The sequence below is a fragment of the Janthinobacterium sp. GW823-FHT06H09 genome, assembly GCF_058794735.1.
Genome location: NZ_JBXAHC010000002.1, coordinates 268,879 through 290,768 on the forward strand (window position 1 = coordinate 268,879; position 21,890 = coordinate 290,768).

A 21,890-nucleotide genomic window follows, 5' to 3' on the forward strand; every position below is an offset into this window, starting at 1 on the left:
ATACGGAGGCGCATCCCGGCCAGTCACACCACGGCAGCGCTGAATGACTCGGGCCGCCGCGCAAGCAGGTGAGACAGCCGTTGAAGACCGGCCTGCAAGCGTCCACGGTCCTTGATGCTGCCCAAAGAGATGCGAATGGCGTTCACCGATGCGCTGCCCGTTGCGAACGCCTCCGCCGGCGTGACGGCGATGCCGTAGCTGGCGGCTGCGAGCGCAAGCTGCGAGGAGTTCCAATACGCAGGCAACTCGAGCCATACATGCAGACCGTCTCCGGCGCCGCTGTAGCGTCCCGCCAGTACATCGCGCGCCATCCGGTGGCGCAGGCGCGCCTCCTTGCGTACGCCTTCCATCAATCTGTCGGCCGAGCCGTCGAGTATCCACTGCGTGGCCAGGGCGGCCGTCAGAGGAGCGACCATCAGCGCAAATGATCTTAGCGCGACCAGGAAACGCTCGCGCTCCGCCGGGTCGCGTATCAGCACGAAGGCGACACGCAAGCCGGGCGTCAGGCATTTCGACAGCGTCGAGATGTAGAGCACCTGTGCCGGGGCAAACGCGGCAACGGGCGGCGGCGGCGCATCGGCAAGAAGCCAGTAGGGATCGTCCTCGACGATGCGTACATTGCAGCGCTGCGCAATGCCGGCCAGCTCCCTGCGCCGGCGTTCCGGCATGGTGATGGCGGTCGGGTTCTGCAATGTCGGATTGAGGTAGACCAGCGCGGGCTGGTGCTGGCGGCACGCTTCCTCTAGCAGCTCAGGCAGCATCCCGTGCTTGTCCGCGCCCACCGCGATGACGTGCCGGCCGAACTGGGCCGCTGCGGCACGCAAGCCCGGATAACTCGTCGGCTCCGCCAGGATCACATCGCCAGGCTCCGTCAGCGCAAGGATCAATGCGGCGATCGCCGCTTGCGCACCGGGACAGACAACCACCTGCCTTGAATCCAGAGGTCCGAACATCGGTTCCAGCCATCTTGCTCCGGCCTTGCGGTCGGAGTCGCTTCCCCCGCCCAAGTGATAGGTCATCAGCAACTCATTATCGGCGCGCATCAGTACTTGAGACAAACCTTGTCGCAACATGTCGTCGAAGTCCACGCCCTCCGGCGGTGGCGGCGTATTCATGCTCAGGTCGAGGATAGCGGTCAATTCGACTTTCGGCGCCGCGACATACGTGCCGCGCGCGCCGCGCCCCTCCAGCAAGTTGCGGCGTCTGGCTTCGTCGTAGGCGCGCGTGATCGTCGTCAGGTCGACGCCCAGCTGTGCCGCCAACTGGCGCTGCGTCGGCAGACGGTCGCCCGCTGTCAGCGAGCCGTCTGCCACCGCCACCTGCAAGGCATCCGCAATTTGCAAAAAACGGGGCCCCTTGTTCCCGGCCAATCGCGGCAACCAGCCCGTCAAATTTTCATCTTGTATGGTTTTTAACTGGGACATTTTGTCTCAATGTATGGAGATTGTTTTAAGGTAGTATGCCTTATAACGTGCAGCAACACCATCCTTGCATGGCAGTCGCAGACGTTTTTTCCTCACTCATCCGCATGCGGCACATCGCTGCGCTCGATACCGTCGTTATTTCAGAGCTGGCTATAATGAAAGAGTCAAACAGGATGCCTGGGGGGATAGTGGAAGAAAAAGTTGGAACAGAAGCTGCTGAAGCAGCAATTTGAGGCAGTGCGCCTCACGACAGATAGTGTCAAGTAATCAAGTAATAGACTGGAAATACGCAAAATGATCGATTGGACCCCTATAGTCTTCGTGACATTCAAGGCACTCGTGCTCGCCACGGGCATGTTCTTCGCCATCAAGTGGCATTACGATCAAGGCAAGAAGGATAAGGACAAGGCGAAGCAGAATCGCGCGGTGCTGCGCGCGAGCGGCAAGGTGGTCGCCATCTTCGCGCTATTGCTCCTGGCACTCGGGATCGTCACCTTCTTCGTCGTCAGCATGGTCGGTCTGGACATGACCATGCCCTGATGACAGAAAGGCGCCGGCCGATATGCGGCGATGCGGCAGCAATTTCCCGCCGCGGCGTTTCGCGCAGGCCTGCCTCAGCAAGCGATTGGACGGCGAGCCTTTGGCTTTCTACTTCCGGCGGCTTCCCTCAGGGCGTCTGCTGCGGGAGCTGTTCGGCAAGTCCGATGAGGATGCCTTCGGGACCACGGATGTAGCAGAGCCGATACATGTGCTCGTACCGGACGACTTCGCCGACCAGCTTCGCGCCGCGTTGGACGAGCCGGACGAGCGTATCGTCGATATCCTCGACGGTAAACATGACACGCAGGTAACCGAGAGCGTTCACTGGGGCGTCGCGATGATCGGCGACCACGGGCGGCGCGAGGAAACGGGATAACTCGAGACGGCTGTGACCGTCCGGCGTACGCATCATGGCAATCTCGACGCGCATGCCGCGCAGACCGGTGACGCCATCGGCCCAGTCGCCTTCAATTGGGGCGCGCCCTTCGAGAACGAGACCAAGTTCGGTGAAGAACGCAATGGCGGCATCGATGTCTTCCACGACGATGCCGACGTTGTCCATGCGCTTGACTGTCATATTGCCTCCTGGGTGTCTAAGCTAGCCTGCCCCCGCTACGGCAACCTGTGCCGGAACGTCGGCTCGATGTTACGCGCATGCAGCCAGCGCACGATGTCCTCCAGTGTAGCGTCCTGCAGCAGCAAGCCTGGCTGCGTAACGGGCTGTACCGCCGGTAATGGCGCGGCGACGGGCGCGAGAGCGGGCACGGCATCAGCCAGCCCCGCATGTCCCTGCAGCTTCGCCAGCGCCTGCGCGAATTGTGCCGGAGTGATGCTGCGCAAGCTTTCCAGGAAACCCAGCTGGGCGGCGGGCGGCGGCGGCATGTCCAGGCCCGGCTCGTCGACGAAGGCGGCGCCCATGCTGGGGTGGATGAAGGCGGCCCACTTGCCCGATGGCTGCAGGCATGGCGGCAGCGCCGCCTGCGTCACGTAGTCTGGCGGCGCTGCGGCGAGGATGTCGGTCGAAGCAGGCAAAAAGGTGGGACGCAGCAGCTGCACGAACTGGCGCGCCTGGGCAACGGGCACGGGCGTGGCCAGAGACAGCCATAACTGGAACGCCGTGCCCGAGATGCTGACGGCGGGCGCCGGCAAGTCCAGCTCGTGCTGCACGGCATTGGCGATCATGCACAGCGCGCTCCAGTGTGCCTCGCCGCCGCCCTTGCCGCCAAACTCCAGCACCAGCGCGCGCGTCAGGCCGCTCTCGGTCACGAGTTGCACGGCCACCGTCTGCTCGCCCGACAGGTGGCGTGCCAGCACGGCCGGCGTCAACGGCTGGACGCCGCCCTGCGCATCGACGTAGTGCTGCTGTTCCTCGAACAGGTACAGGCGGGTGAGTTCGGAAATCAGTTTATGCATGGGCAGCCTCGTAATGACGTTGAGCAACACTTGTCAACGTGCCCCGATTATAGCCTTCCCGCCCTTGACGCACCTTCCCTCCCGGCGCCAAACACCAGCCAGCTGGCCGCGGCGAACAGGCAGGCGGCCATGCCGCCGTACAGCATCACGGCACCAAAGCCTTGCGCGAGCGCAAGCTGGGCCACGCCGGCGCCACGGCGGCCGCCGAAGCGTTCGGGCAATTGCTGCGCGAATGGTCAGCCGCTGCGGCGACGTGACTTTGCAAAAAAGTGTAGCCTTCGCAGCTGGGCATTTTCAGGCCAAAGGACCTCCTCTCCCATGCAAACTCGTACTTTCCTCGTCACCGGCGCGACACGCGGCATCGGCCATGCCATCTGCACCCTGCTGCATCAGCAAGGCCATCGGGTGATCGGCATCGCGCGGCACGTTGCGGGCGTCGACTTTCCGGGCACCTTGGTGGCCTGCGATCTGGCCGATCTGGCGCAGACGGCGCAGGTTCTCAAGGCGCTGGAAAAACAGTTTGATATCGATGGCATCGTCAACAATGCGGGCATTGCCTCGCCCCAGCCGCTGGGTCAAATCGACTTTGCCACCTTGCAGAGCGTGTTCGACCTGAACGTGCGCGCCGCCATCCAGGTGACACAGCAGTTCGTGGATGCGATGAAGCAGCGCCGCTATGGCCGCATCGTGAATATCTGCAGCCGCGCAGTCTACGGCAGCGTGGACCGCACCGCCTATTCCGCCGCCAAAAGCGCCCTGGTCGGCTGCACGAGAACCTGGGCGCTGGAGTTGGCCCAGCACGGCGTGACGGTCAATGCAATCGCCCCAGGCCCCGTGGAAACGGCGCTGTTCCGCAAGACGCGCCCCGTCGGCAGCGAAATGGAACGCCAGGTGCTTGCCACGATACCGATGCGGCGGCTGGGACAGCCGGATGAAGTCGCTGCCGCCGCCGGCTTTCTGCTATCGGAGCAAGCCAGTTACGTGACAGGCCAAGTCTTGGCAGTGGATGGCGGAGGCAGCCTCGGCGGGCGCGCGTGAGCCATCCGCACCAGCAGCATGGCGTGCGCGTTTTTCTTGCTGCTTGCCCCCTTGCGCTATCCCGGGCTTTGAGCCAGCGCAATCGTTCGCCGGGCGTGACCAGCCACCACACGAACACGCATTTACCGGCGGCTCCCGCAGGACTATAGTGGCGTCTTCCCAACCTGTTCGAGGATAGGATCGCCATGAAACTCTTTTACTCGCCGGGCGCCTGCTCGCAAGCACCGCACATTATTTTGCGCGAAACGGGCATGCCATTCACCCTGGCCAAGGTCGACCTGGGCCAGCACCGCACGCAGGAAGGCGGCAATTACTATGAACTCAACCCGAAAGGCCAGGTGCCGCTGCTGGCGCTCGACGATGGGACGACCTTGAGCGAAGGCCCCGTCATCGCCCAGTACATCGCCGAACAGGCCGGCAGGCAGGACCTGCTGCCGCCCGTGGGCAGCTTTGCCCGCTACCAGGTGCTGGAGTGGCAGAACTACATCACGTCCGAGCTGCACAAATCGTTCAGTCCCCTGTTCGATCCCCGCTTCGACGCCGCCACCAAGGCCTTGTTCATCGAGCAATTGGGCAAGAAATTCAAGTGGGTGGACAGCCGCCTGGAAGGCCGGTCCTATCTGACCGGCGACACGTTCACGGTAGCCGACGCCTACCTGTTCGTCATCACGGGCTGGGCGCCGAACGTGGGCGTGGACTTGTCCGCGCTGGCAAATCTGCAAGCCTTCCTGGGCCGAGTGTCCCAGCGCGACAGCGTCAAGGCTGCTTGGGAAGCGGAAGGATTGAGCAAGGCCGCTTGAACGGCCGTGTCGCGGCACGCCCGGCTCTGTGCGAAAATGCCCGCCTTCGCCATTGCCGGACTTTGCCCATGCCGCACGCTGCCTTCGCTACCCTTGCTGCCCTTTCCGGGCGCGACGCCCGGCGCATCGCGCGCCACGCCCAGGCGGCCGACGCCGCCCGCTTTCTGCACCCAGTGCAGCAAGCCTTGCTGCACCGGCGCGGCTGGCTGACGATGCTGGCGCCGCGCAGCGCGGGCGGCGCCGAACTGCCCCTGCCGCAAGTGGTGCGCCTGGAAGAAGCCGTGGCCGCCGTCGACGGCAGCATGGGCTGGGTGCTGACCCTGTGCGCGGGCGCCGGCTGGTTCGCGGGCTTTCTGGCGCCCGACATGGCGCGCGCCATCATCGGCACGCCGCGCGCCTGCCTGGGCGGCAGCGGCGCGGCCACCGGATACGCGGAGGAAGAAGGCGACGGCTACCGCATCACGGGCAGCTGGGACTACGCCAGCGGCGCGCCCATGGCCACCCACTTCACCCTGAACGCCCGGCTGCGGCGCGCTGGCCAGCCCCTGGTCGACGAACAAGGCCAGCCGCGCATCCGCGCCTTCCTCGTGCCCGCCGCGCTGGTGCGGCTGGTGCCCTCGTGGAACAGCATCGGCATGCGCGCCAGCGCCTCGCACAGCTACCGCATCGACGGCCAGTGGCTCGGCAAGGAACACGGTTTTACCATCAGTCCCGCGGCCGCGACGACCGACGGCCCCCTGTACCGCTACCCGTTTTATTCGCTCGCCTACGTGACCCTGGCCGCCAACGTGGCCGGCATGGCCGCGCATTTCATGGAATTGGCCGAAGAATGCATGCGCCACCGCCGCCATGCGCGGGCCGGCCTGCCGCTGCTGGAGGTGCCGGAAGTGATATCCATATTGCAAGGCAAGCAAGACGCATTCATTGCCGCCCGCGCGCGCTTTTATGCCGTGCTCGATGACAGCTGGGCAACGGTGGCTGCCGGCGCAACGCTCGACGCGGACGCCATGCAGGCCGTGCAAGAGCGTGCGCTGGCCCTGGTCGCCGCGTGCCGCGCGGCAGTCGATGGACTGTATCCGTACTGCGGCCTGTACGCGGCCCGCGAAGACAGCGCCATCAACCGCGTGTGGCGCGATTTCCATACGGCCAGCCAGCACTCCTTGCTGCTGCCATAAGGCGCTGGAACGCAGCTCCCGATGGCGGGCATGGCCGGTTGGGCATGCGAACGCCATGCCAGCCGGATTGCCTGATAATATGGGGACATTGCTACTTCTCGCTCCCTCTTATCCATGCACGTCAACACGCTCAGCAGCCTTGCGCAACTTTTGGCCAGCGCCGAAACGGAAACCCTGGCCTTTCCCACCAGTATCAACACGGCCCTGCTCCTGCAAAAGGAACTGGCCAACCCGGATTGCCACTCGGCCGACATCAGCCGGCTGCTGCTGTGCGAACCCACCTTGTCGGCGCGCGCCGTGGCGCTGGCCAATTCGGCCATGTTCGCGTCCGGCCACACGCCCGCCATCACCAGCGTGCGCGCCGCCGTCGAGCGGCTGGGCCACCGCAACCTGTATGCGCTGGCGACGGCGGCCGTCATCCGCCAGCTGAACGCGGGCATCCGCGACGAAGCCTTGCGCGCACGCGCCACCCAGCTGTGGGCGCACACCGTGCATGTGGCGGCGCTGGCGCATGCGCTGGCAGGCGCCGTCACGCAGACGGATGCCGATACGGCGCTGTTCGCCGGTATCGTGCATGAAGTAGCCGGATTTTATTTGCTGGCCCAGGCCGACAAGACCCCGGGCCTGTACGCCGAGCTGGAAACGCAGATGGCCTCCACGCTGGAAGTGATCGGCCGCGCGCTGATGCGCCAGCTGGGCGTGCCGCTGTCGGTGGCCGATGCCGTCAACGCCTTGCCCGGCTCCACCATCATGTTGCCGCCCGAAGGCTTGCGCGACACCCTGCTGCTGGCCAAGGCGCTGGCGCCCGTGCCTTCGCCGCTGCCGCAGGCTTACGTCACCATCAGCGCGCCGCTGCAGGCCTACCTGGAGCACGACCCCGTGCTGCAGGCGCTGCGCACGCAGCCGTCGGCCGAAGCGAAGGCCCTGATCAAGGTGCTGCTCAGCTGACGGCCGATCTGCTATGATGGCGCAGGCCCGGACGGACCCGGCCCGCTTTCATTGACGTGCACTGGAAAACTGCCTTGACTACCTCCCTACGCATGCTCGGCCTGGCCGCAGCTCTGACCATGGCGTGCAACGCCAACGCCGACAGTTTCGTTTCCTCGGCCTCCAGCGCCGGCTCCCAGTCGAGCGGCAGCATATCCGATTCGCTCAACGGTTCGAGCAACAGCTCCTCGCGCGACAACAAGGTGGCCAATGGCCCCTACCGCATCATCGACGTGGCCGCCGTGCCGGGCCGCGACGGCATGACGCGCTTGACCATGCAGGCCGAGGCCACAGCCACGCCGCTGGTGCTGGACTTGCCGCAGGCGGCGCTCGACAAACAGCAGCTGGCGCAAGGCGACATGGTGCATGCGCAAAACCGCGCCTACGGCATCGAATTCTCGCGCAACGACACGCGCGCCGCCTTCTTCCTCGTGCTGGCCGACGACTGGTACGGCGAACTGGCCACGCGTCCCGTCAGCCTTTGATTCGTTTTCTCCCGCACCGCCCGGCACTGCTGCTGCTGGGCGTTTGCGCCATCTTCAGCGCTGGCGCCGCCCAGGCGGGTACCTCGCTGGCCTCGTCGCGCTTTTGCGACCGCGCGCAGGAACTCACGGCCACGGAACAGGACCGGCTGCTGCGCTTTGCCGCCGTCGTGCGCGAGGAACTGGCCGCCAGCGAAGGCAGCGTGGCCCTGATCAGCCGCTCCGGCCTGGACCTGGCCCGCTTCGGCATCCGCTATTCGCACGCGGCGCTGGCCTGGCGCCACGACAACGACAGCGGCTGGTCCGCCCGCCAGCTGTACTACGCCTGCGACGAGGGCCGTCCGCGCATCTTCGACCAGGGCACGGCCGGTTTCGCCATGGGCACGGCCAATCCATCGCTCGGCTACATCTCGCTCGTGAAACTGCCGGCCGAAACCGTGCCGCCCCTGCGCCGCGCCCTGCTCGACCCCGTGCGCGTGCAAGAACTGCTGGCAGGCCGCTACAGCGCCAACGCGTATGCCTTCAATTTGAAATACCAGAACTGCAATCAGTGGGTGGCGGAAATGCTGGCCGCCGCCTGGGGGGAGCTGGCCGCGGGCAGCGACTTGCGCGCGCGGGCCCAGGACTGGCTGCGCGCCGCGCCTTACAACCCCGCCGCCGTCGACGTGGGCGCCCGCTGGCTGATGCTCGGTTCCATCTTCGTGCCCCTGGTGCACATGGACGACCATCCGCCCGAAGCCATCGGCACGATGCGGCTGGCAGTGAGCCTGCCGGCCAGCCTGGAAGCGTTCGCGCGCCAGCGCCTGCCCGCCAGCGAGCGCGTGGAAATCTGTCACGATGGCAAACAGGTGGTGGTGCACCGGGGCTGGGAACCGGTCGCCGACGGCTGCGTGCCCGGCCCGCACGACCGCGTCATCGCCCTCGACGATACGCCGCACGACACGCCCTAAGCAGTCCGGGCGGCCAACGCCGCTTCGACCTGATCGAGCAGGTGCGCCGGCTGCGGCCCCTGCCCCATCCGGCGGGCCACCTCGCCGCACGCCAATTGAACCTCGGGCGCGGCCAGCAAACGCGCCAGCTGGCGCCGCATGCGCCCGGCCGACAAACGCCTGGCCAGCAAGACATCCCCCACGCCGAGCCGCTTGATCCGCCAGCCGTTGTCGAACTGGTCGTAGGCGAACGGCACGATCAGTTGCGGGATGCCCGCGCGGAAGGCATCCGCGCTGGTGCCGATGCCGCCATGGTGCACCACGGCCGCCACGCGCGGCAGCAGGGCCGCGAACGGCGCGTACGCCTGCCACATGACACTGGGGGGCAAGTGCTGCGGCAGCTGCGCCGCATGGGACGTGAGGAACAAGCCGCGCCGCCCCAGCCGCCGCAACACGTCCAGGGCGATGCTGAAATAGCGCTGCGCGTGCTGGTGCCCGGTCCCGGGCGTAAAGACGATGGGCGGCTCGCCCTCGCCCAGAAAGCGTTCCAGCTCCGGCGGCAGCGCCGCGGCGCCATGCGGGGCGGCGCCGGCGAAACCGGCTTGCACGAAATGCGGCGGCCAGTCCGCCTGCGGGGCGGCGAACCAGGCGGGAAACAGCCCCAGCGAGGCATCGGGCGCGGCCAGCATGTGCGCGAAAAAATGCGCTTCGGGCGGCAGTCCGTGCTGCGCGCGCGCACTGTTCAGGCCAGGCAGCAGCACCGGATCGACCATGCCGCGGTGGATCATCCGCCACAGGGCCTGGCGCCAGGCGAGCGGCACCCAGGCGGGAATGCGCAGCGAGCCGGCCGCCAGGAAATCATGGCTGCTGCACAGGTTCGATGGCGCCAGATAGGCCGCGACGATGCGCAGGTCCGGGCGTACCGAGCGTGCCAGGGCGGCCATCGGCACGAGGAAGGGATGGCACAGCACCACGCACTCTTCACCGTCCGGCAAGCCTTGCACGACGTCGCGCACGGCGCCCAGGTACGGCACGAGGCCGCGCCACACGACGCCCCAGCCCTTGCGCTCATCCCACAGGCCCGGGTCGCCCAGCATGGCCTGCCCCTCTTCCTGCGTGCCGAAGGTGCGATACGGCAGCCTTGACGCCTGCGCAGCCGCTTCCTGCCAGCCCGGCACCAGCAGCAGCACGCGCCGCCCCCGTTGCCGCAAGCCCTGCGCCAGCGCGATAAATGGTTGCATGTCGCCGCCGGTGCCGTTGCTGGCAACGATGACGAGCGGCGCCGACGGGTTGCTGTCATCAGCCATGCCGCCCTCCGTGCCTGGCGAAGCTGTGCGGTGCAAAATCGGACAAGAACGTAGGTTGCATGGGAATCTTTCCTAGTTGAAACATCCAACGATGGTAGGCGATGAAGGTTGGCATTTCAATCAATATCTGAGCACCGCTTGACGCCATGGCTGTCTGCAATGGCTACGCCGGCAGTTGCAACATCATGTCCCACTGGTCGATGCCGGGTCCGAAGCCATCGGGCGTCACCTTGACCGGCACGAAGCCGAAGCGCGCATAAAAGCCCTGCGTGTGCTGGCTGGTGTTCATGCTCACCCCGGCCACTTGCGGCACGGCGCGGATGGCGTCCAGGCGCGCCTGCGTCAGCGCGCGGCCCAGTCCCTGGCCGTGCACGTCCTGCGCCACCATGCCCCAGCACAGGCTGGCGACCGTGCCGCCCGCCTCGATCGCATGGCCGCCGCAGGCGACGATGCGCGTTGTTCCCTCGACCGCACGTTCGATGACCAGATACGGCTGCGTTGATGCTTCCAGCCAGGCGACGAAGGCCGCGCGCTCGGACGGGTCGAAAAAGCGCGGCGTATTGCCGTCGAAAAGAGCCAGGCAGGCGTCGCGGTCGCCGGCGCGGTAAGGACGTACTGTTTGCATTTTGCGTACTCAAAAGAACATGAACGCCGATTATACGGGCTGCGCGTTCAGGCCAGCTGTTCCGAACCGACGACATGCACGCCCGGCGCGGCGGCCAGCGCCGCTTCCAGCAGGGCGCCGGCGATGTGCGGCGCGGGATTGATGCGCCAGCGGCGCGGCAGCACGGGGCCCAGCACGCGCAGCAGGCGCAAGGCGGCGCCCTCGCCCGTGCGCGCCACGGCGCGCTCGCCGCCGATCAGCCCGGGCCGCACGCAGGTGAGCGACATGAAGCCCAGCTGCTCCAGGTCGCGTTCCAGTTCGCCCTTGACGCGGTTGTAGAAGATGCGCGAGCCGGGATTGGCGCCGGCGGCGGAATTGAGCGCGTACGCGCGCGTGCCGGCCGCCAGCGCCAGGCGCGCCACGGCCAGCGGATAGTCGTGGTCCACGCGCCGGAACGCCTGCCGCGTACCGGCCGCCTTCATGGTCGTGCCCAGGGTGCAGATGACGGCATCCATCTGCCACCACGGCGCGCCGGGCGGCAAGCGGTCGAAATCGACCAGGGGCGCATCGAGTTTGGGATGCGCGGGCAAGGGCTTGCGCACGGGGGCGACGATCTGGCTGACGCGCGCGTCACTGAGCGCCAGGCGCAGCACTTCGCGGCCCACGAGGCCGGTGGCCCCCACAAGCAGTAATTTCATGGCTTTCCCGTTAAAGTTGCTGTCAGCCACCACCATACACGGAACTCAGGACAGGCGCAGCGCCAGCGCCGCCAGGGTCGCCAGCAGCACGGGCACGGTCAGCACGATGCCGACGCGGAAGTAATATCCCCAGGAAATGTGGATATTCTTGCTGTCGAGCACATGCAGCCACAGCAAGGTAGCCAGGCTGCCGATGGGCGTGATCTTCGGGCCCAGGTCGCTGCCGATGACGTTGGCGTAAATCATCGCCTCGCGCACGGCGCCCTGCGCCGTCGTCGGGTCGATGGCCAGCGCGCCCACCAGCACCGTCGGCAGGTTGTTCATCACGGACGACAACAAGGCCGTCAACACGCCCGTGCCCATGGCCGCGCCCCACACGCCGTACTGGGCACAGTGGTTCAGCAGTCCCGTCAGGTAAGCCGTCAAGCCCGCATTGCGCAAGCCGTACACGACCAGATACATGCCCAGCGAAAAAACGACGATTTGCCATGGCGCATGGCGCAGCACGTGGCGCGTGGAAATCACGTGCCCCTTGCCCGCCACGCCCAGCAACAACGCGGCGCCCACGGCGGCGATCAGGCTGATGGGCACGCCCAGGGCTTCTTGCGAGAAAAAGCCCAACAGCAGCAGCGCCAGCACCAGCCAGCCGGCGCGGAAGGTGGGCAAGTCGCGGATGGCGGCGCCCGGGCGTTTCAGCTGCGCCACGTCATAGTCGCGCGGGATATCCTGGCGGAAAAAGATCAGCAAGGCCGCCAGGGTGGCGCCCACGGCGACGACGTTGACGGGCACCATCACGGACGCATACTCGGCAAAGCCGATCTTGAAATAGTCGGCCGAGACGATATTGACCAGGTTCGACACCACCAGCGGCAGGCTGGCCGTGTCGGCGATGAAACCGGCCGCCATCACGTAGGCCAGGGTGGCTTTGGCGGAAAACTTCAATGCCCGCAGCATGGCGATGACGATGGGCGTCAATATCAGCGCGGCGCCGTCGTTGGCGAACACGGCGGACACCAGCGCGCCCAGCAAGACCAGCAAGGTAAACAACTTGCGCCCGCTGCCGCCGCCCCAGCGCGCCACGTGCAGCGCCGCCCACTCGAAGAAGCCGGCCGCGTCGAGCAGCAGGCTGATGATGATGACGGCAATAAACGTGCCGGTGGCATTCCACACGATATGCCAGACGACGGGGATGTCGCCCCAGTGGATCACGCCGGCCAGCAGCGCCGCGCCGGCGCCGATGACGGCGCTCCAGCCGATGCCCAGGCCGCGCGGCTGCCAGATGACGAGGGTTAAGGTGGCGAGAAAGATCAGGAAGGCGGTGAGCATGGGGGCAGTGGTCCAGGAAAAAGCGCGAATAAATATTCAATATTTCAATAATACTGGAATTATCAAATAAATGTAAAGCGAGAAATGCCCATGCCCGTGCTATCACTGGCTATACTGGCCCAATGCGTGGCCCAATGCGTGGCCAGATGCGTGACCCGATGCAGCCCCGCTCCCTCTGACCAACCAGGAAAGCATGCACATGGCGCAATACAAGACTCCCGGCGTGTATATCGTGGAACAAAACGCGTTTCCCAATGCCGTCGTTCAAGTGGAGACGGCCGTGCCGGGCTTTGTCGGCTACACCGCCATCGCCAGCCACGACGGCCGCTCCCTGCGCAAGCAACCATGGCGCATCAGCTCGATGGCGGAATTTGAAGCCTGCTTCGGCGGCGCGCCCGTGCCCGAATTCATGCTGGAGGCGGGCCGCGCGGCTGGCGCGTCGTGCACGCTGCGCCAGGCCGCCGGCCGGTTCCTGCTGTATCACAGCATACTGCTCTTCTTCATGAATGGCGGCGGCGCCTGCTATATCGTCTCCGTCGGCGATTATCATGACACGCCGGACATCGGCGCATTGTGCGCCGGCATCGATGCGCTGCTGCGGGAGCCGGGCGCGACGCTGCTGGCCGTGCCCGACGCCATGCTGCTGGCGTTGGACGACTGCCATGCGCTGCAAAGGCACATGCTCATGCATTGCGGCCAACAGATGCGGAACCGCTTCGCCATCCTCGACATCCACCATGGGGCGGCGCCGCTGACGGATGGACCCGTGACCGCTTTCCGGGACGCTATCGGCAGCGACTCGCTGGCCTTTGGCGCCGCCTACTATCCGTGGGTACAGGCCACGGTCGTTTCGCTGGACGAACTCAATTTCACCCACATCCGCCGTAGCCAGTGGGGTGCGCTGCAAGACGTGCTGTTGCAGCCGCTGGACGCCGGCGGGCAGCGGCAAGTGTCGGCCCTGTTCGAGCAAATGGCCATCGCGCAGTCTTCAGAAAACGGTCAGGCCGGCCGCATCGCCGCCATCGATAACTCACTGCGCGCCATGAGTCCCCTGTACCGGCAACTACTGCTGGCCATGCACGGCCAACTCAATCTGCTGCCGCCAGGCGCCGCGATGGCAGGCCTGTACACCATGACCGACAACACGCGCGGCGTGTGGAAGGCGCCGGCCAACATCGGCCTGGTGGCAGTGAGCGCGCCGGCCGTCAACATCACGCACGAGGACCAGGAAGACCTCAACGTGAGCAGCAGCGGCAAGTCGGTCAACGCCATCCGCAGCTTCGAAGGCGAAGGCACCCTGGTGTGGGGCGCGCGCACCCTCGACGGCAACAGCCTCGACTGGCGCTACATCAACGTGCGCCGCACCATAATCATGCTCGAAGAGTCGCTGCGCCTGGCGATCCAGGCGTATGTGTTCGAGCCGAACGTGGCCGCTACCTGGGTCGCCGTGCACAGCATGGCGTGCAATTTCCTGACCGCCATCTGGAAGCGCGGCGGCCTGGCGGGCGCCACACCGGACGATGCCTTCAGCGTACACGTCGGCCTGGGTGAAACCATGACGCCCGACGACATCCTGGAAGGCATCTTGCGGGTCACCGTCCTGGTCGCCATCAGCCGCCCGGACGAGTTCATCGAGCTCACCTTCCAGCAGCAAATGCAGAAGTCGTGAGGCAGCGGGCGCAGCCTGCCGGGCTTACCCCGCTCACTTGAGGGCGATGGTGATATCTGTCAGTCAGCGAAATCGAGCTGGAAAGCCATCCCGACGACCTGCCGTCCGGTCAGTTCAAGCTGAACTTTAGGGAAATCCTCTGGAGCGACCACGTGCAGCAAGCGGGCTGAGCCTGGCGCGCAAGCGCCCGATCGGCGCTTACGGCTTGACGCCGAGCACGGCTTCGACTTCCGCCTTGCACTGCAATAGCGCCGACAGCAGCTGTTCCCGCTGGGCGTGGAAACGCAGGGCCGGCACGCCCAGCGACAGCGCGTAGCGCTCGCTCGTCCCCGTGTTCAGGGCCACGCCGATGCCGCACACGCCCGGCGCGTGCTCTTCCATATCGACGGCGTAGCCCTGCGCGCGTACCTGTTCCAGGTGCGGCAGCAGTTGCGCAAGCGCCGTGATGGTCTGGTCCGTGCGCGCTTCCAGGCGTTCGCCGAACAGCCGGGCCAGCGCGTCTTCCGGCATCCGCGCCAGCAAGGCCTTGCCATGCGCGGTGCAGTGGATCGGGTAGGCCGTTCCCACGGCCGACACGACGCGCAGTTCATGGTCGGAACAGTACTGGTCCACCGACACCGCATGCAGGCCGCGGTACACGCACACGTCCACCGTTTCGCGCGTGCGCCGGCCCAACGCTTCCGCATACGGCCGCAGGACCGCCACCACGTCCGTATGCGCCGACGCCGCCAGACGCGCGATGGCCGGACCCAGCTTCACCCCGCCGGCGCCGGAACTGACCAGTTGCTGGGCTTCCAGCGCGGCGACGATGCGGTGCACCGTGGTGCGCGGCAAGTCCGCGCCCTTGGCGATCTGCGCCAGGCTCAGGCCGCCCGTCTGGTTTTCCAGCGCGCGCAGCACCGCCGCCGCGCGCGCAATGACTTGCTTGCCGCTATTGCCTTCGTTTTCTTCACTCATTTCTTTACCCAATTGTGCATGACGATAGCTGCCGTGATGGCATTGACCGGCATTGTACATGGCCCTATAATTGTTCCATCATTCGGAACAGTGTTCCGATTAACGGTTTTTAACGTAAGCACCGGGGGAGGCGCATGTCCAGCCGCAGTATATCGAAGACAGCAACGTGCACGCTCCTTTCCGTTGCCAGCCTGACCATCATGGTGGGATGCGTGCTGGTCCCGGGATTGCCGTCCATCGCCGCGCGGCTCGGCGTGGCCGACGCCGCCAGCTGGCTCGTCACGCTGCCCTCGCTGGGCGTGGTGCTGTCCGGCCCCTTCGCCGCCATGCTCATGCAGCGCCTGGGACTGCACCGCAGCCTGCTGGCGGGGCTGTTCCTGTACGGTTTACTGGGGGCGTCGGGCATGTTCCTGCATGGGCACGTTGCCGTGTTCGCCAACCGTTTCCTGCTGGGCGCGCCGACGGCGCTGGTGATGGCATCGGGCACGGGGCTGATCTCGGCCCTGTTCAGCGGCCAGGCAAGGCTGCGCATGATCGCCAGGCAAGGCATGACGATCGAACTGGGCGGCGTGCTGTTCCTCGCGCTGGGCGGCCTGCTGGCCACGGCGGGCTGGCGCTATCCCTTCCTGCTGTATCTGGCTTCGTGGGTGCTGCTGGCATGCGCCTGGCGCTGCGTGCCGGCACCTGCCCCTGCCCCGGATGCCGGCATGGATGGCGCGCCGCCAGCGCCCGGCCCGTCGCGCGCCCTGCTCTTCGTCCATGCGCTGGCGGCGCTCTCCATGACGGTGTTTTTCGCCGCCATCATCATCCTGCCCCTGCGCCTGCAGCAGCTGGGCTGGAGCGAGGACCGGGCCGGGTATTTGCTGTCCTTCGTGTCGCTGGTGGCCGTGGCGGCCGCCTGGCTGATGCCCCAGGCGGTCCGGCGCCTGCATGAACACGGCACCCTGGGCGCCGCCTTCGCCTGTTATGCACTGGCACACCTGTTGTTTGCGGGGGCCGCCGCGCTGCCCATGCTGCTGGCCGGCGCCGTGGCGCTGGGGATGGGCTTTGGCCTGTCGGTGCCGCTGTGCACGCACATGACGGTCGAGCGCAGCCACTTGCCCAGACGCAACCGCAACCTCGCCTATCTGTCGATGGCCATCTTCGGCGGGCAATTTCTCTCTTCCTTCATGACGTATCTGCCCGGCAGCCACGCCACGATGTTTGCCGCCACGGCCGCGCTGGCCCTGCTGGGCGCGGCCGTGGCGGCCGCCCCGCTGCTGCGCCGCCGCCCGGCCGGCACCACCGCTGTTTCCACCACCCACACTGAAAGGTAAGACCATGGATCTCAACGACGTCCACGCCCTCCTGCAGCCCGCTCCCCTGGCGCTGGAAACGGGCTTTGAACGGCTGCCCAGCGGCGTGCTGCACGTGGCGTGCCGCACCGACTTGCCAAATTGCACTGGCGAGATGTTTGAATGGTGGTTCCGCTCGCGGCCCGACACGGAGCGCTACCTGATGTGGCACCCGGTCGACCACCTGGCCAGCGGCTGGGCTGAAGGCAGCGCCGGGACGCACATCGGCTCCATCCATCTGGCGGAAGAATTTTTCAGCGGCATGCCGGCCGAACAGCTGGCCATCCAGTTCCGCGATCCCCGTGAATTCTTCGAGGGACGGCAATACGAGGCGGCGCGGGCAGAGGGCCGCATTTCAGCCGCCGTGTGCGCCAGGGTGGGCATGAGCTATGCGCCGCCCCGCACCGCGGACGGCGCCGTCATCGGCGGGCGCCTGCTGCACATGGGCCGCGACACGGCCTGGGGCATGACCTTGCGCAGCCATTTCTACATGGGCCAGGACTTGCCGGACGCCGGCCACAGCCCGCAAGAGATCGCCGCCCTCTTCCCCGATGCATTCGCCCGCGCCCTGCTCATGCATTGCTACAACGAATTCACCTTCCTGGCGCAATTCCTGCGTTCCCACTACCAGGCGAAGCACCGCGACAGCGTGCCCGTGGCGCTGCCCTGGTAGACGGAGGTTTACTCCTCGAGGCCGCCACCCAGCGCCTTGTACAGCGCCACGGCCGACTTGAACTGGTCGCGCCGCGCGTCGAGCAGGGCTTGCTGGGCCGCATACGACTGGCGCTGCGCGTCGAGCAATTCCAGGCGGCTGTCCTGGCCCGCGTCGTAGCGCAGCTGCGACAGGCGCTGACGCTGCCGCGCCGCCGCCACCACGCGCTCCTGCGCGGCGATCTGCTGCGCAAACGTGGCACTGCCGGCCAGGCCGTCGCGCACCTCGCGGAACGCCGCCTGGATCGCCTGTTCGTACTGCAGCACGGCCACGTCCTTGCGCAGGCGCGACAGCTGCAGTTCCGCGCGCAGCTGGCCGCCCTGGAACAGCGGCTGCGTCACTTGCGGCGCGAACGACCAGCTGCGCGCGCTGCCGCGGAACAGGTCGCCCAGTTCCGGGCTGGCAAAGCCCAGCGACGCCGTCAAGGACAGGCGGGGGAAGAAGGCGGCGCGCGCGGCGCCGATTTCCGCATTCGCCGCCGCCAGCGCATATTCGGCTTGCAGGATGTCGGGCCGGCGCGCCAGCAAGTCCGACGGCAGGCCTGGCGGCAGCTGCGTCAGCACGGGCTGGCCATCGAGCGGCCGGCCGGCGGGCAAGTCCGTGGGCAGCGGCGCACCGAGCAGCAGTTCCAGGTTGTTGCGCGCCAATGAGCTGGCCCGGACGCGCGCCTGCACGTCCGCTTCCGCTGTCGCCGCCTGCCCTTCGGCTTGCGCCACGTCCAGGCCGCTGCCCTGCTGCGCGCCGTGCAGGCGCTGCGTCAGGAGCAGCGCCTGGCGCCAGTCAAGCAGGGTTTGCCGGGCCAGCGCCAGCTGTTCCTCGGCCAGGCGCTGCTCCAGGTAGGCGTCGGCCACGGCGCCGATCAGGGCCATATGCGCGGCGCGCTGGCCCTGCTGTGTGGCCAGATAGCGGGCAAACGCCGCGTCCGACAGCGAGCGCAGGCGGCCGAACAGGTCGATCTCGAACGCGCTCATGGCGATGCCGGCCGTGAACGTGTTTTGAACCTTGGCATCGGCGCCGCGCTGGCGCACGCCGCCCGCATTCGCGCCGACGACAGGATAGCGGCCCGCATCCTGGATCTGGTACTGCGCCCGCACGGCTTCCACGTTGAGCGAAGCCACGCGCAAGTCGCGGTTGTTTTCCAGCGCGATATCGACGAGGCGCTGCAGGCGCGCATCGAGCAGCATCTGGCGCCAGCCCAGGTCGGCCGCGGTGTCGGCCGCGGCTGGCGCGGCAATCTCTGCATAGCTGGCCGGTATCGGTGCCGCCGGCTTGACCAGCGGCGGCGTCAGGGAACACGCCGACAAGGCCAGCGCGGCCAGGGGCGTGAGAAAAAATAAACGCATTACAACTCTCCTTCCACCGCCTTGACGGCGATGCGATCACTGCGTTTGTTGAAGTACGTGCCCATCTTGTCGACGGCGCCCAGCACCACGACAAAGAACACGGGCACGAAAAATACGGCCAGCACGGTGGCGGTGATCATGCCGCCGAACACGCCCGTGCCGATCGCGTGCTGCGTCTCGGCGCTGGCGCCCGTGGCCAGCATCAGCGGCACCACGCCCAGCGCGAACGCCAATGACGTCATCAAAATCGGGCGCAGGCGCAGGCGGGCCGCTTCCACCGTCGCCTCGACCAGTCCACGCCCTTGCGCCTGCAACTGGCGCGCATACTCGACGATCAGAATGGCATTCTTCGCCGACAGGCCGATGATGGTGATCATGCCCACCTTGAAGAACACGTCGTTCGGCATGCCGCGCAGCATCACGGCCAGCACGGCGCCCAATAAGCCCAAAGGCACCACCAGCATCACGGAGACGGGAATCGACCAGCTTTCATACAGGGCCGCCAGCACGAGGAAGACCACCAGCATCGACAGCGCCATCAGCATGGGCGCCTGCGACGCCGATTCCTTCTCTTGCAGCGACTGGCCCGTCCACGCCAGCGCGAAGCCCGGCGGCAATTGCTTCACGAGCCGCTCCATTTCCAGCATGGCGTCGCCGCTGGACACGCCGGGCGCCGCGCTGCCGGAAATGCGCGCCGACGGGTAGCCCTGGTAGCGCACCAGCTGCAGCGGCGACTCGCTCCACACGGGGCGCACGAGTTCGCCCAAGGCCACCATGCCGCCCGCGTTATTGCGGATGCGCAAGGCCAGCACGTCGTTGAGTTGCATGCGCGACGGCGCGTCGGCCTGGATGATCACCTGCTGCATGCGGCCCGCGTTCGGGAAATCGTTGACATAGGTCGAACCCATGGCCGCCGTCAGCATGTCGGCAATCGCCGTAAACGATACGCCCAGCGCTTCGGCCTTGGTGCGGTCGATATCGAGGCGCACGCTGGCGCCGGGCGGCAAGCCGTCCGGATACACGCCCGCCACCTTGCTGCTTTGCGCGGCCAGGCCCAGCAGCTGATTCTGCGCCGCCTGCAGGGCCGCGATGCCCTGGCTGGCGCGGTCTTGCAGGCGCATCGAAAAGCCGGACGAATTGCCCAGTTCATCGATGGCGGGCGGCATCAGGCTCATGATCACGCCCTCCTTCGCCTGCGACATGGCCGCCTGCGCCAGCGCCACTTCTTCCTGCGCCGTGGCGCCGTTGCGCTGTTTCCAGTCCTTCAGCATGGTGAAGGCCAGGCCCGCGTTCGGTCCCGCGCCGGAAAAGCTGAAGCCGAGGATCGACTGGTTCACTTCGATGCCGGGGCGCGTGGCCACGTGCTGCTCGTACAGCTTGACGACATCGAGCGTGCGCTCCATGGTGGCGTCGGACGGCAGCTGGATCGAGGTGATGAAGTAGCCCTGGTCTTCCTCGGGCAGGAAGGCCGACGGCAGCTGCATGAAGGCCACGCCCAGCGCCGCGACGATGGCGCCGTACAGCACCATCGAGCGCCCAGCGCGTTTCAGCATCGCCACCACGCCTTTTTCGTAGCGGGCCGTCATGCGCTCAAATTGGCGGTCGAACCACAGGAAAAAGCCTTTTTTATCATGGTCATGCGGTCCGATTGGTTTCAACATCGTGGCGCACAGGGCCGGCGTCAGGGTCAAGGCCAGAAACGCCGAGAACAGGATCGACACGGCCATCGCCAGCGTGAACTGGCGGTAGATGGCGCCCACGGAACCGCTGGCCAGGGCCATCGGGATGAACACGGCCGTCAGCACCAGGGTGATGCCGACCACGGCACCTGTGATTTCGCGCATCGCCTTCGACGTCGCTTCCTTCGGCGACAGGCCTTCGGTCGCCATCAGGCGCTCGACCGCTTCCACCACGACGATGGCGTCATCGACGATGATGCCGATGGCCAGCACCATGCCGAACATGGTCAGCACGTTGACGGAGTAGCCGGCCATCAGCATCACGGTAAATGTGCCCATCAGGGCGATCGGCGCGACGATGGCGGGAATCAGGGTGTAGCGTATCTTTTGCAGGAACAGGTACATGACGAGGAAGACCAGCACCATCGCCTCCAGCAAGGTGACGACGACCTTTTCGATCGATATCTTCACGAACGGCGCCGTATCGAACGGCACCGAGTACTTGATCCCGGCCGGCATGGTGTGCGCCAGTTCGGCCATGCGCGCGCGCACGGCGGCCGCCGTCTGCACGGCGTTGGCACCGGGCGACAGCATGATGGCGGCGCCCGACGCGGCTTGGCCGTTTTCGCGTATGCTGAAATTGAAGCTTTGCGCGCCCAGCGACACTTTCGCCACGTCGCCGATGGTCACTTTCGAGCCATCCGCGTTCGCGCGCAGCACGATGGCGGCAAATTCGGCCGGGGTTTGCAGCTGGCCCTGCACCGTCAGCGGAATCGTCACGCGCTGGCCGTGCACGGCGGGCGAATCGCCGAGGCGGCCCGGGGCGATCTGCGCATTCTGCTGCGCGATGGCGGCCGTCAGCTCGCCCATGGCGATGTTGTACGACACCAGCTTGGCCGGGTCGACCCAGATGCGCATGGCCCGCTCGGAACCGAACAGCTGCACCTTGCCCACGCCGGGAATGCGGCGCAGCTCTTCCGTCACGTTGCGCGCCAGGTAGTCGCCCAGCGCCACTTCATCGTGCTGGCCATTCTCGGAAATCAGGCTGACGATCATCAGGAAGCCGGACGACGCCGATTCCACCGTCAAGCCGTTTTGCCGCACGGCTTGCGGCAGGCGCGGCTCGATGGCTTTCAGGCGGTTTTGCACGTCCACCTGCGCCATTTCCGGGTCCGTGCCCGGCTGGAAGGTGACGGTGATCGAGGCCGAACCCGAGGTATCTGTGGACGACTCGAAATACAGCAGGTGCTTGACGCCCGACAGTTCGCGTTCGATCAAGCCCACCACGGAATCGTTCATGGTTTGCGGCGTGGCACCCGGATACACGGCACTGATGCTGACGCTGGGCGGCGCCACGGAAGGAAAACGCGCAATCGGCAATTGCGGTATGGCGATCAGTCCGAACAGGACGATGAAGACCGCCACCACCCACGCAAAGACGGGGCGGTTGATGAAAAATTGAGGCATGTCGTT

Annotated in this window: 21 protein-coding genes; 10 read left to right on the forward strand and 11 right to left on the reverse strand. The window is 66.4% G+C overall.

The genetic code is table 11. The annotated features are described in order from the left end of the window. Nucleotides 1–23 precede the first annotated feature (23 nt). On the reverse strand, nucleotides 24–1,424 hold the full coding sequence (locus AC1Q6X_RS03650) for an aminotransferase-like domain-containing protein (RefSeq protein ID WP_492417104.1): 1,401 nt from the start codon (nucleotides 1,422–1,424) through the stop codon (nucleotides 24–26). Nucleotides 1,425–1,718: 294 nt separating this feature from the next. Between AC1Q6X_RS03650 and AC1Q6X_RS03655 the strand changes: the two genes are divergently transcribed. Continuing rightward, entirely contained in the window at nucleotides 1,719–1,964 is a 246-nt protein-coding gene (locus AC1Q6X_RS03655; protein WP_070224327.1) for a hypothetical protein, read from the forward strand. A 127-nt stretch (nucleotides 1,965–2,091) separates the two neighbouring features. Here AC1Q6X_RS03655 and AC1Q6X_RS03660 read toward each other — a convergent pair whose 3' ends face one another. From AC1Q6X_RS03660 to AC1Q6X_RS03670, 3 genes are read right to left on the reverse strand one after another with little or no spacing between them, the layout of a single operon-like run. Further along, nucleotides 2,092–2,541, reverse strand: a complete 450-nt coding sequence (locus AC1Q6X_RS03660; RefSeq protein ID WP_492495184.1) for a VOC family protein — start codon at nucleotides 2,539–2,541, stop codon at nucleotides 2,092–2,094. 35 nt (nucleotides 2,542–2,576) lie between these two features. Beyond that, nucleotides 2,577–3,377, reverse strand: a complete 801-nt coding sequence (locus AC1Q6X_RS03665; protein ID WP_492495186.1) for a TOTE conflict system archaeo-eukaryotic primase domain-containing protein — start codon at nucleotides 3,375–3,377, stop codon at nucleotides 2,577–2,579. A 47-nt stretch (nucleotides 3,378–3,424) separates the two neighbouring features. Next, the gene (locus AC1Q6X_RS03670; protein ID WP_492495188.1) at nucleotides 3,425–3,598 is read right to left on the reverse strand and encodes a hypothetical protein; all 174 of its coding nucleotides are present in this window, start codon (nucleotides 3,596–3,598) and stop codon (nucleotides 3,425–3,427) included. Between the two features lie 97 nt (nucleotides 3,599–3,695). Here AC1Q6X_RS03670 and AC1Q6X_RS03675 point away from each other — a divergent pair, with 97 nt between their 5' ends. The 6 genes from AC1Q6X_RS03675 to AC1Q6X_RS03700 all read left to right on the forward strand — a co-directional run bounded on the left by AC1Q6X_RS03675 (nucleotide 3,696) and on the right by AC1Q6X_RS03700 (nucleotide 8,809). Beyond that, the gene (locus AC1Q6X_RS03675; protein WP_492495190.1) at nucleotides 3,696–4,415 is read left to right on the forward strand and encodes an SDR family oxidoreductase; all 720 of its coding nucleotides are present in this window, start codon (nucleotides 3,696–3,698) and stop codon (nucleotides 4,413–4,415) included. Nucleotides 4,416–4,600: 185 nt separating this feature from the next. After that, complete coding sequence (gene gstA / locus AC1Q6X_RS03680; RefSeq protein ID WP_121669246.1) at nucleotides 4,601–5,215, forward strand: glutathione transferase GstA; 615 nt, start codon at nucleotides 4,601–4,603, stop codon at nucleotides 5,213–5,215. Nucleotides 5,216–5,283: 68 nt separating this feature from the next. Next, on the forward strand, nucleotides 5,284–6,390 hold the full coding sequence (locus AC1Q6X_RS03685; protein ID WP_492495192.1) for an acyl-CoA dehydrogenase family protein: 1,107 nt from the start codon (nucleotides 5,284–5,286) through the stop codon (nucleotides 6,388–6,390). A gap of 150 nt (nucleotides 6,391–6,540) precedes the next feature. Next, a complete protein-coding gene (locus AC1Q6X_RS03690) occupies nucleotides 6,541–7,338 on the forward strand; it encodes an HDOD domain-containing protein (protein ID WP_227741955.1) in 798 nt (265 codons plus the stop codon). 92 nt (nucleotides 7,339–7,430) lie between these two features. After that, entirely contained in the window at nucleotides 7,431–7,862 is a 432-nt protein-coding gene (locus tag AC1Q6X_RS03695) for a hypothetical protein (protein WP_070224319.1), read from the forward strand. Next, the gene (locus AC1Q6X_RS03700) at nucleotides 7,859–8,809 is read left to right on the forward strand and encodes a DUF2145 domain-containing protein (RefSeq protein WP_492495194.1); all 951 of its coding nucleotides are present in this window, start codon (nucleotides 7,859–7,861) and stop codon (nucleotides 8,807–8,809) included. Before AC1Q6X_RS03695 ends, AC1Q6X_RS03700 begins: the two co-directional genes overlap by 4 nt. Here AC1Q6X_RS03700 and AC1Q6X_RS03705 read toward each other — a convergent pair. From AC1Q6X_RS03705 to AC1Q6X_RS03720, 4 genes are all read right to left on the reverse strand, one after another. Further along, nucleotides 8,806–10,095: a glycosyltransferase gene (locus AC1Q6X_RS03705; RefSeq protein ID WP_492495196.1), complete on the reverse strand. Its 1,290-nt coding sequence runs from the start codon at nucleotides 10,093–10,095 to the stop codon at nucleotides 8,806–8,808. The two genes, AC1Q6X_RS03700 and AC1Q6X_RS03705, sit on opposite strands and share 4 nt — an antisense overlap. A gap of 163 nt (nucleotides 10,096–10,258) precedes the next feature. Next, entirely contained in the window at nucleotides 10,259–10,720 is a 462-nt protein-coding gene (locus AC1Q6X_RS03710) for a GNAT family N-acetyltransferase (protein WP_492495198.1), read from the reverse strand. Nucleotides 10,721–10,767: 47 nt separating this feature from the next. Then, a complete protein-coding gene (locus AC1Q6X_RS03715) occupies nucleotides 10,768–11,397 on the reverse strand; it encodes a Rossmann-fold NAD(P)-binding domain-containing protein (RefSeq protein WP_492495200.1) in 630 nt (209 codons plus the stop codon). Nucleotides 11,398–11,442: 45 nt separating this feature from the next. Then, nucleotides 11,443–12,723 (reverse strand): arsenic transporter, encoded by a 1,281-nt coding sequence (locus tag AC1Q6X_RS03720; protein ID WP_492495201.1) that lies wholly within the window; start codon nucleotides 12,721–12,723, stop codon nucleotides 11,443–11,445. 193 nt (nucleotides 12,724–12,916) lie between these two features. Here AC1Q6X_RS03720 and AC1Q6X_RS03725 point away from each other — a divergent pair, with 193 nt between their 5' ends. Beyond that, entirely contained in the window at nucleotides 12,917–14,392 is a 1,476-nt protein-coding gene (locus AC1Q6X_RS03725) for a phage tail sheath family protein (protein WP_492495203.1), read from the forward strand. A 198-nt stretch (nucleotides 14,393–14,590) separates the two neighbouring features. On the opposite strand, the gene AC1Q6X_RS03730 is transcribed toward AC1Q6X_RS03725, so the two are convergent. Beyond that, the gene (locus AC1Q6X_RS03730) at nucleotides 14,591–15,349 is read right to left on the reverse strand and encodes an IclR family transcriptional regulator (RefSeq protein WP_070312871.1); all 759 of its coding nucleotides are present in this window, start codon (nucleotides 15,347–15,349) and stop codon (nucleotides 14,591–14,593) included. A 134-nt stretch (nucleotides 15,350–15,483) separates the two neighbouring features. On the opposite strand from AC1Q6X_RS03730, the gene AC1Q6X_RS03735 reads away from it, so the two are divergent. After that, entirely contained in the window at nucleotides 15,484–16,665 is a 1,182-nt protein-coding gene (locus AC1Q6X_RS03735; RefSeq protein WP_492495205.1) for an MFS transporter, read from the forward strand. Between the two features lie 4 nt (nucleotides 16,666–16,669). Further along, the gene (locus AC1Q6X_RS03740) at nucleotides 16,670–17,356 is read left to right on the forward strand and encodes a DAPG hydrolase family protein (RefSeq protein ID WP_492495207.1); all 687 of its coding nucleotides are present in this window, start codon (nucleotides 16,670–16,672) and stop codon (nucleotides 17,354–17,356) included. Between the two features lie 8 nt (nucleotides 17,357–17,364). Here AC1Q6X_RS03740 and AC1Q6X_RS03745 read toward each other — a convergent pair whose 3' ends face one another. Next, the gene (locus tag AC1Q6X_RS03745) at nucleotides 17,365–18,738 is read right to left on the reverse strand and encodes an efflux transporter outer membrane subunit (protein ID WP_492495209.1); all 1,374 of its coding nucleotides are present in this window, start codon (nucleotides 18,736–18,738) and stop codon (nucleotides 17,365–17,367) included. Further along, nucleotides 18,738–21,884 (reverse strand): multidrug efflux RND transporter permease subunit, encoded by a 3,147-nt coding sequence (locus tag AC1Q6X_RS03750; protein ID WP_492495211.1) that lies wholly within the window; start codon nucleotides 21,882–21,884, stop codon nucleotides 18,738–18,740. Before AC1Q6X_RS03750 ends, AC1Q6X_RS03745 begins: the two co-directional genes overlap by 1 nt. Nucleotides 21,885–21,890: the final 6 nt, after the last annotated feature.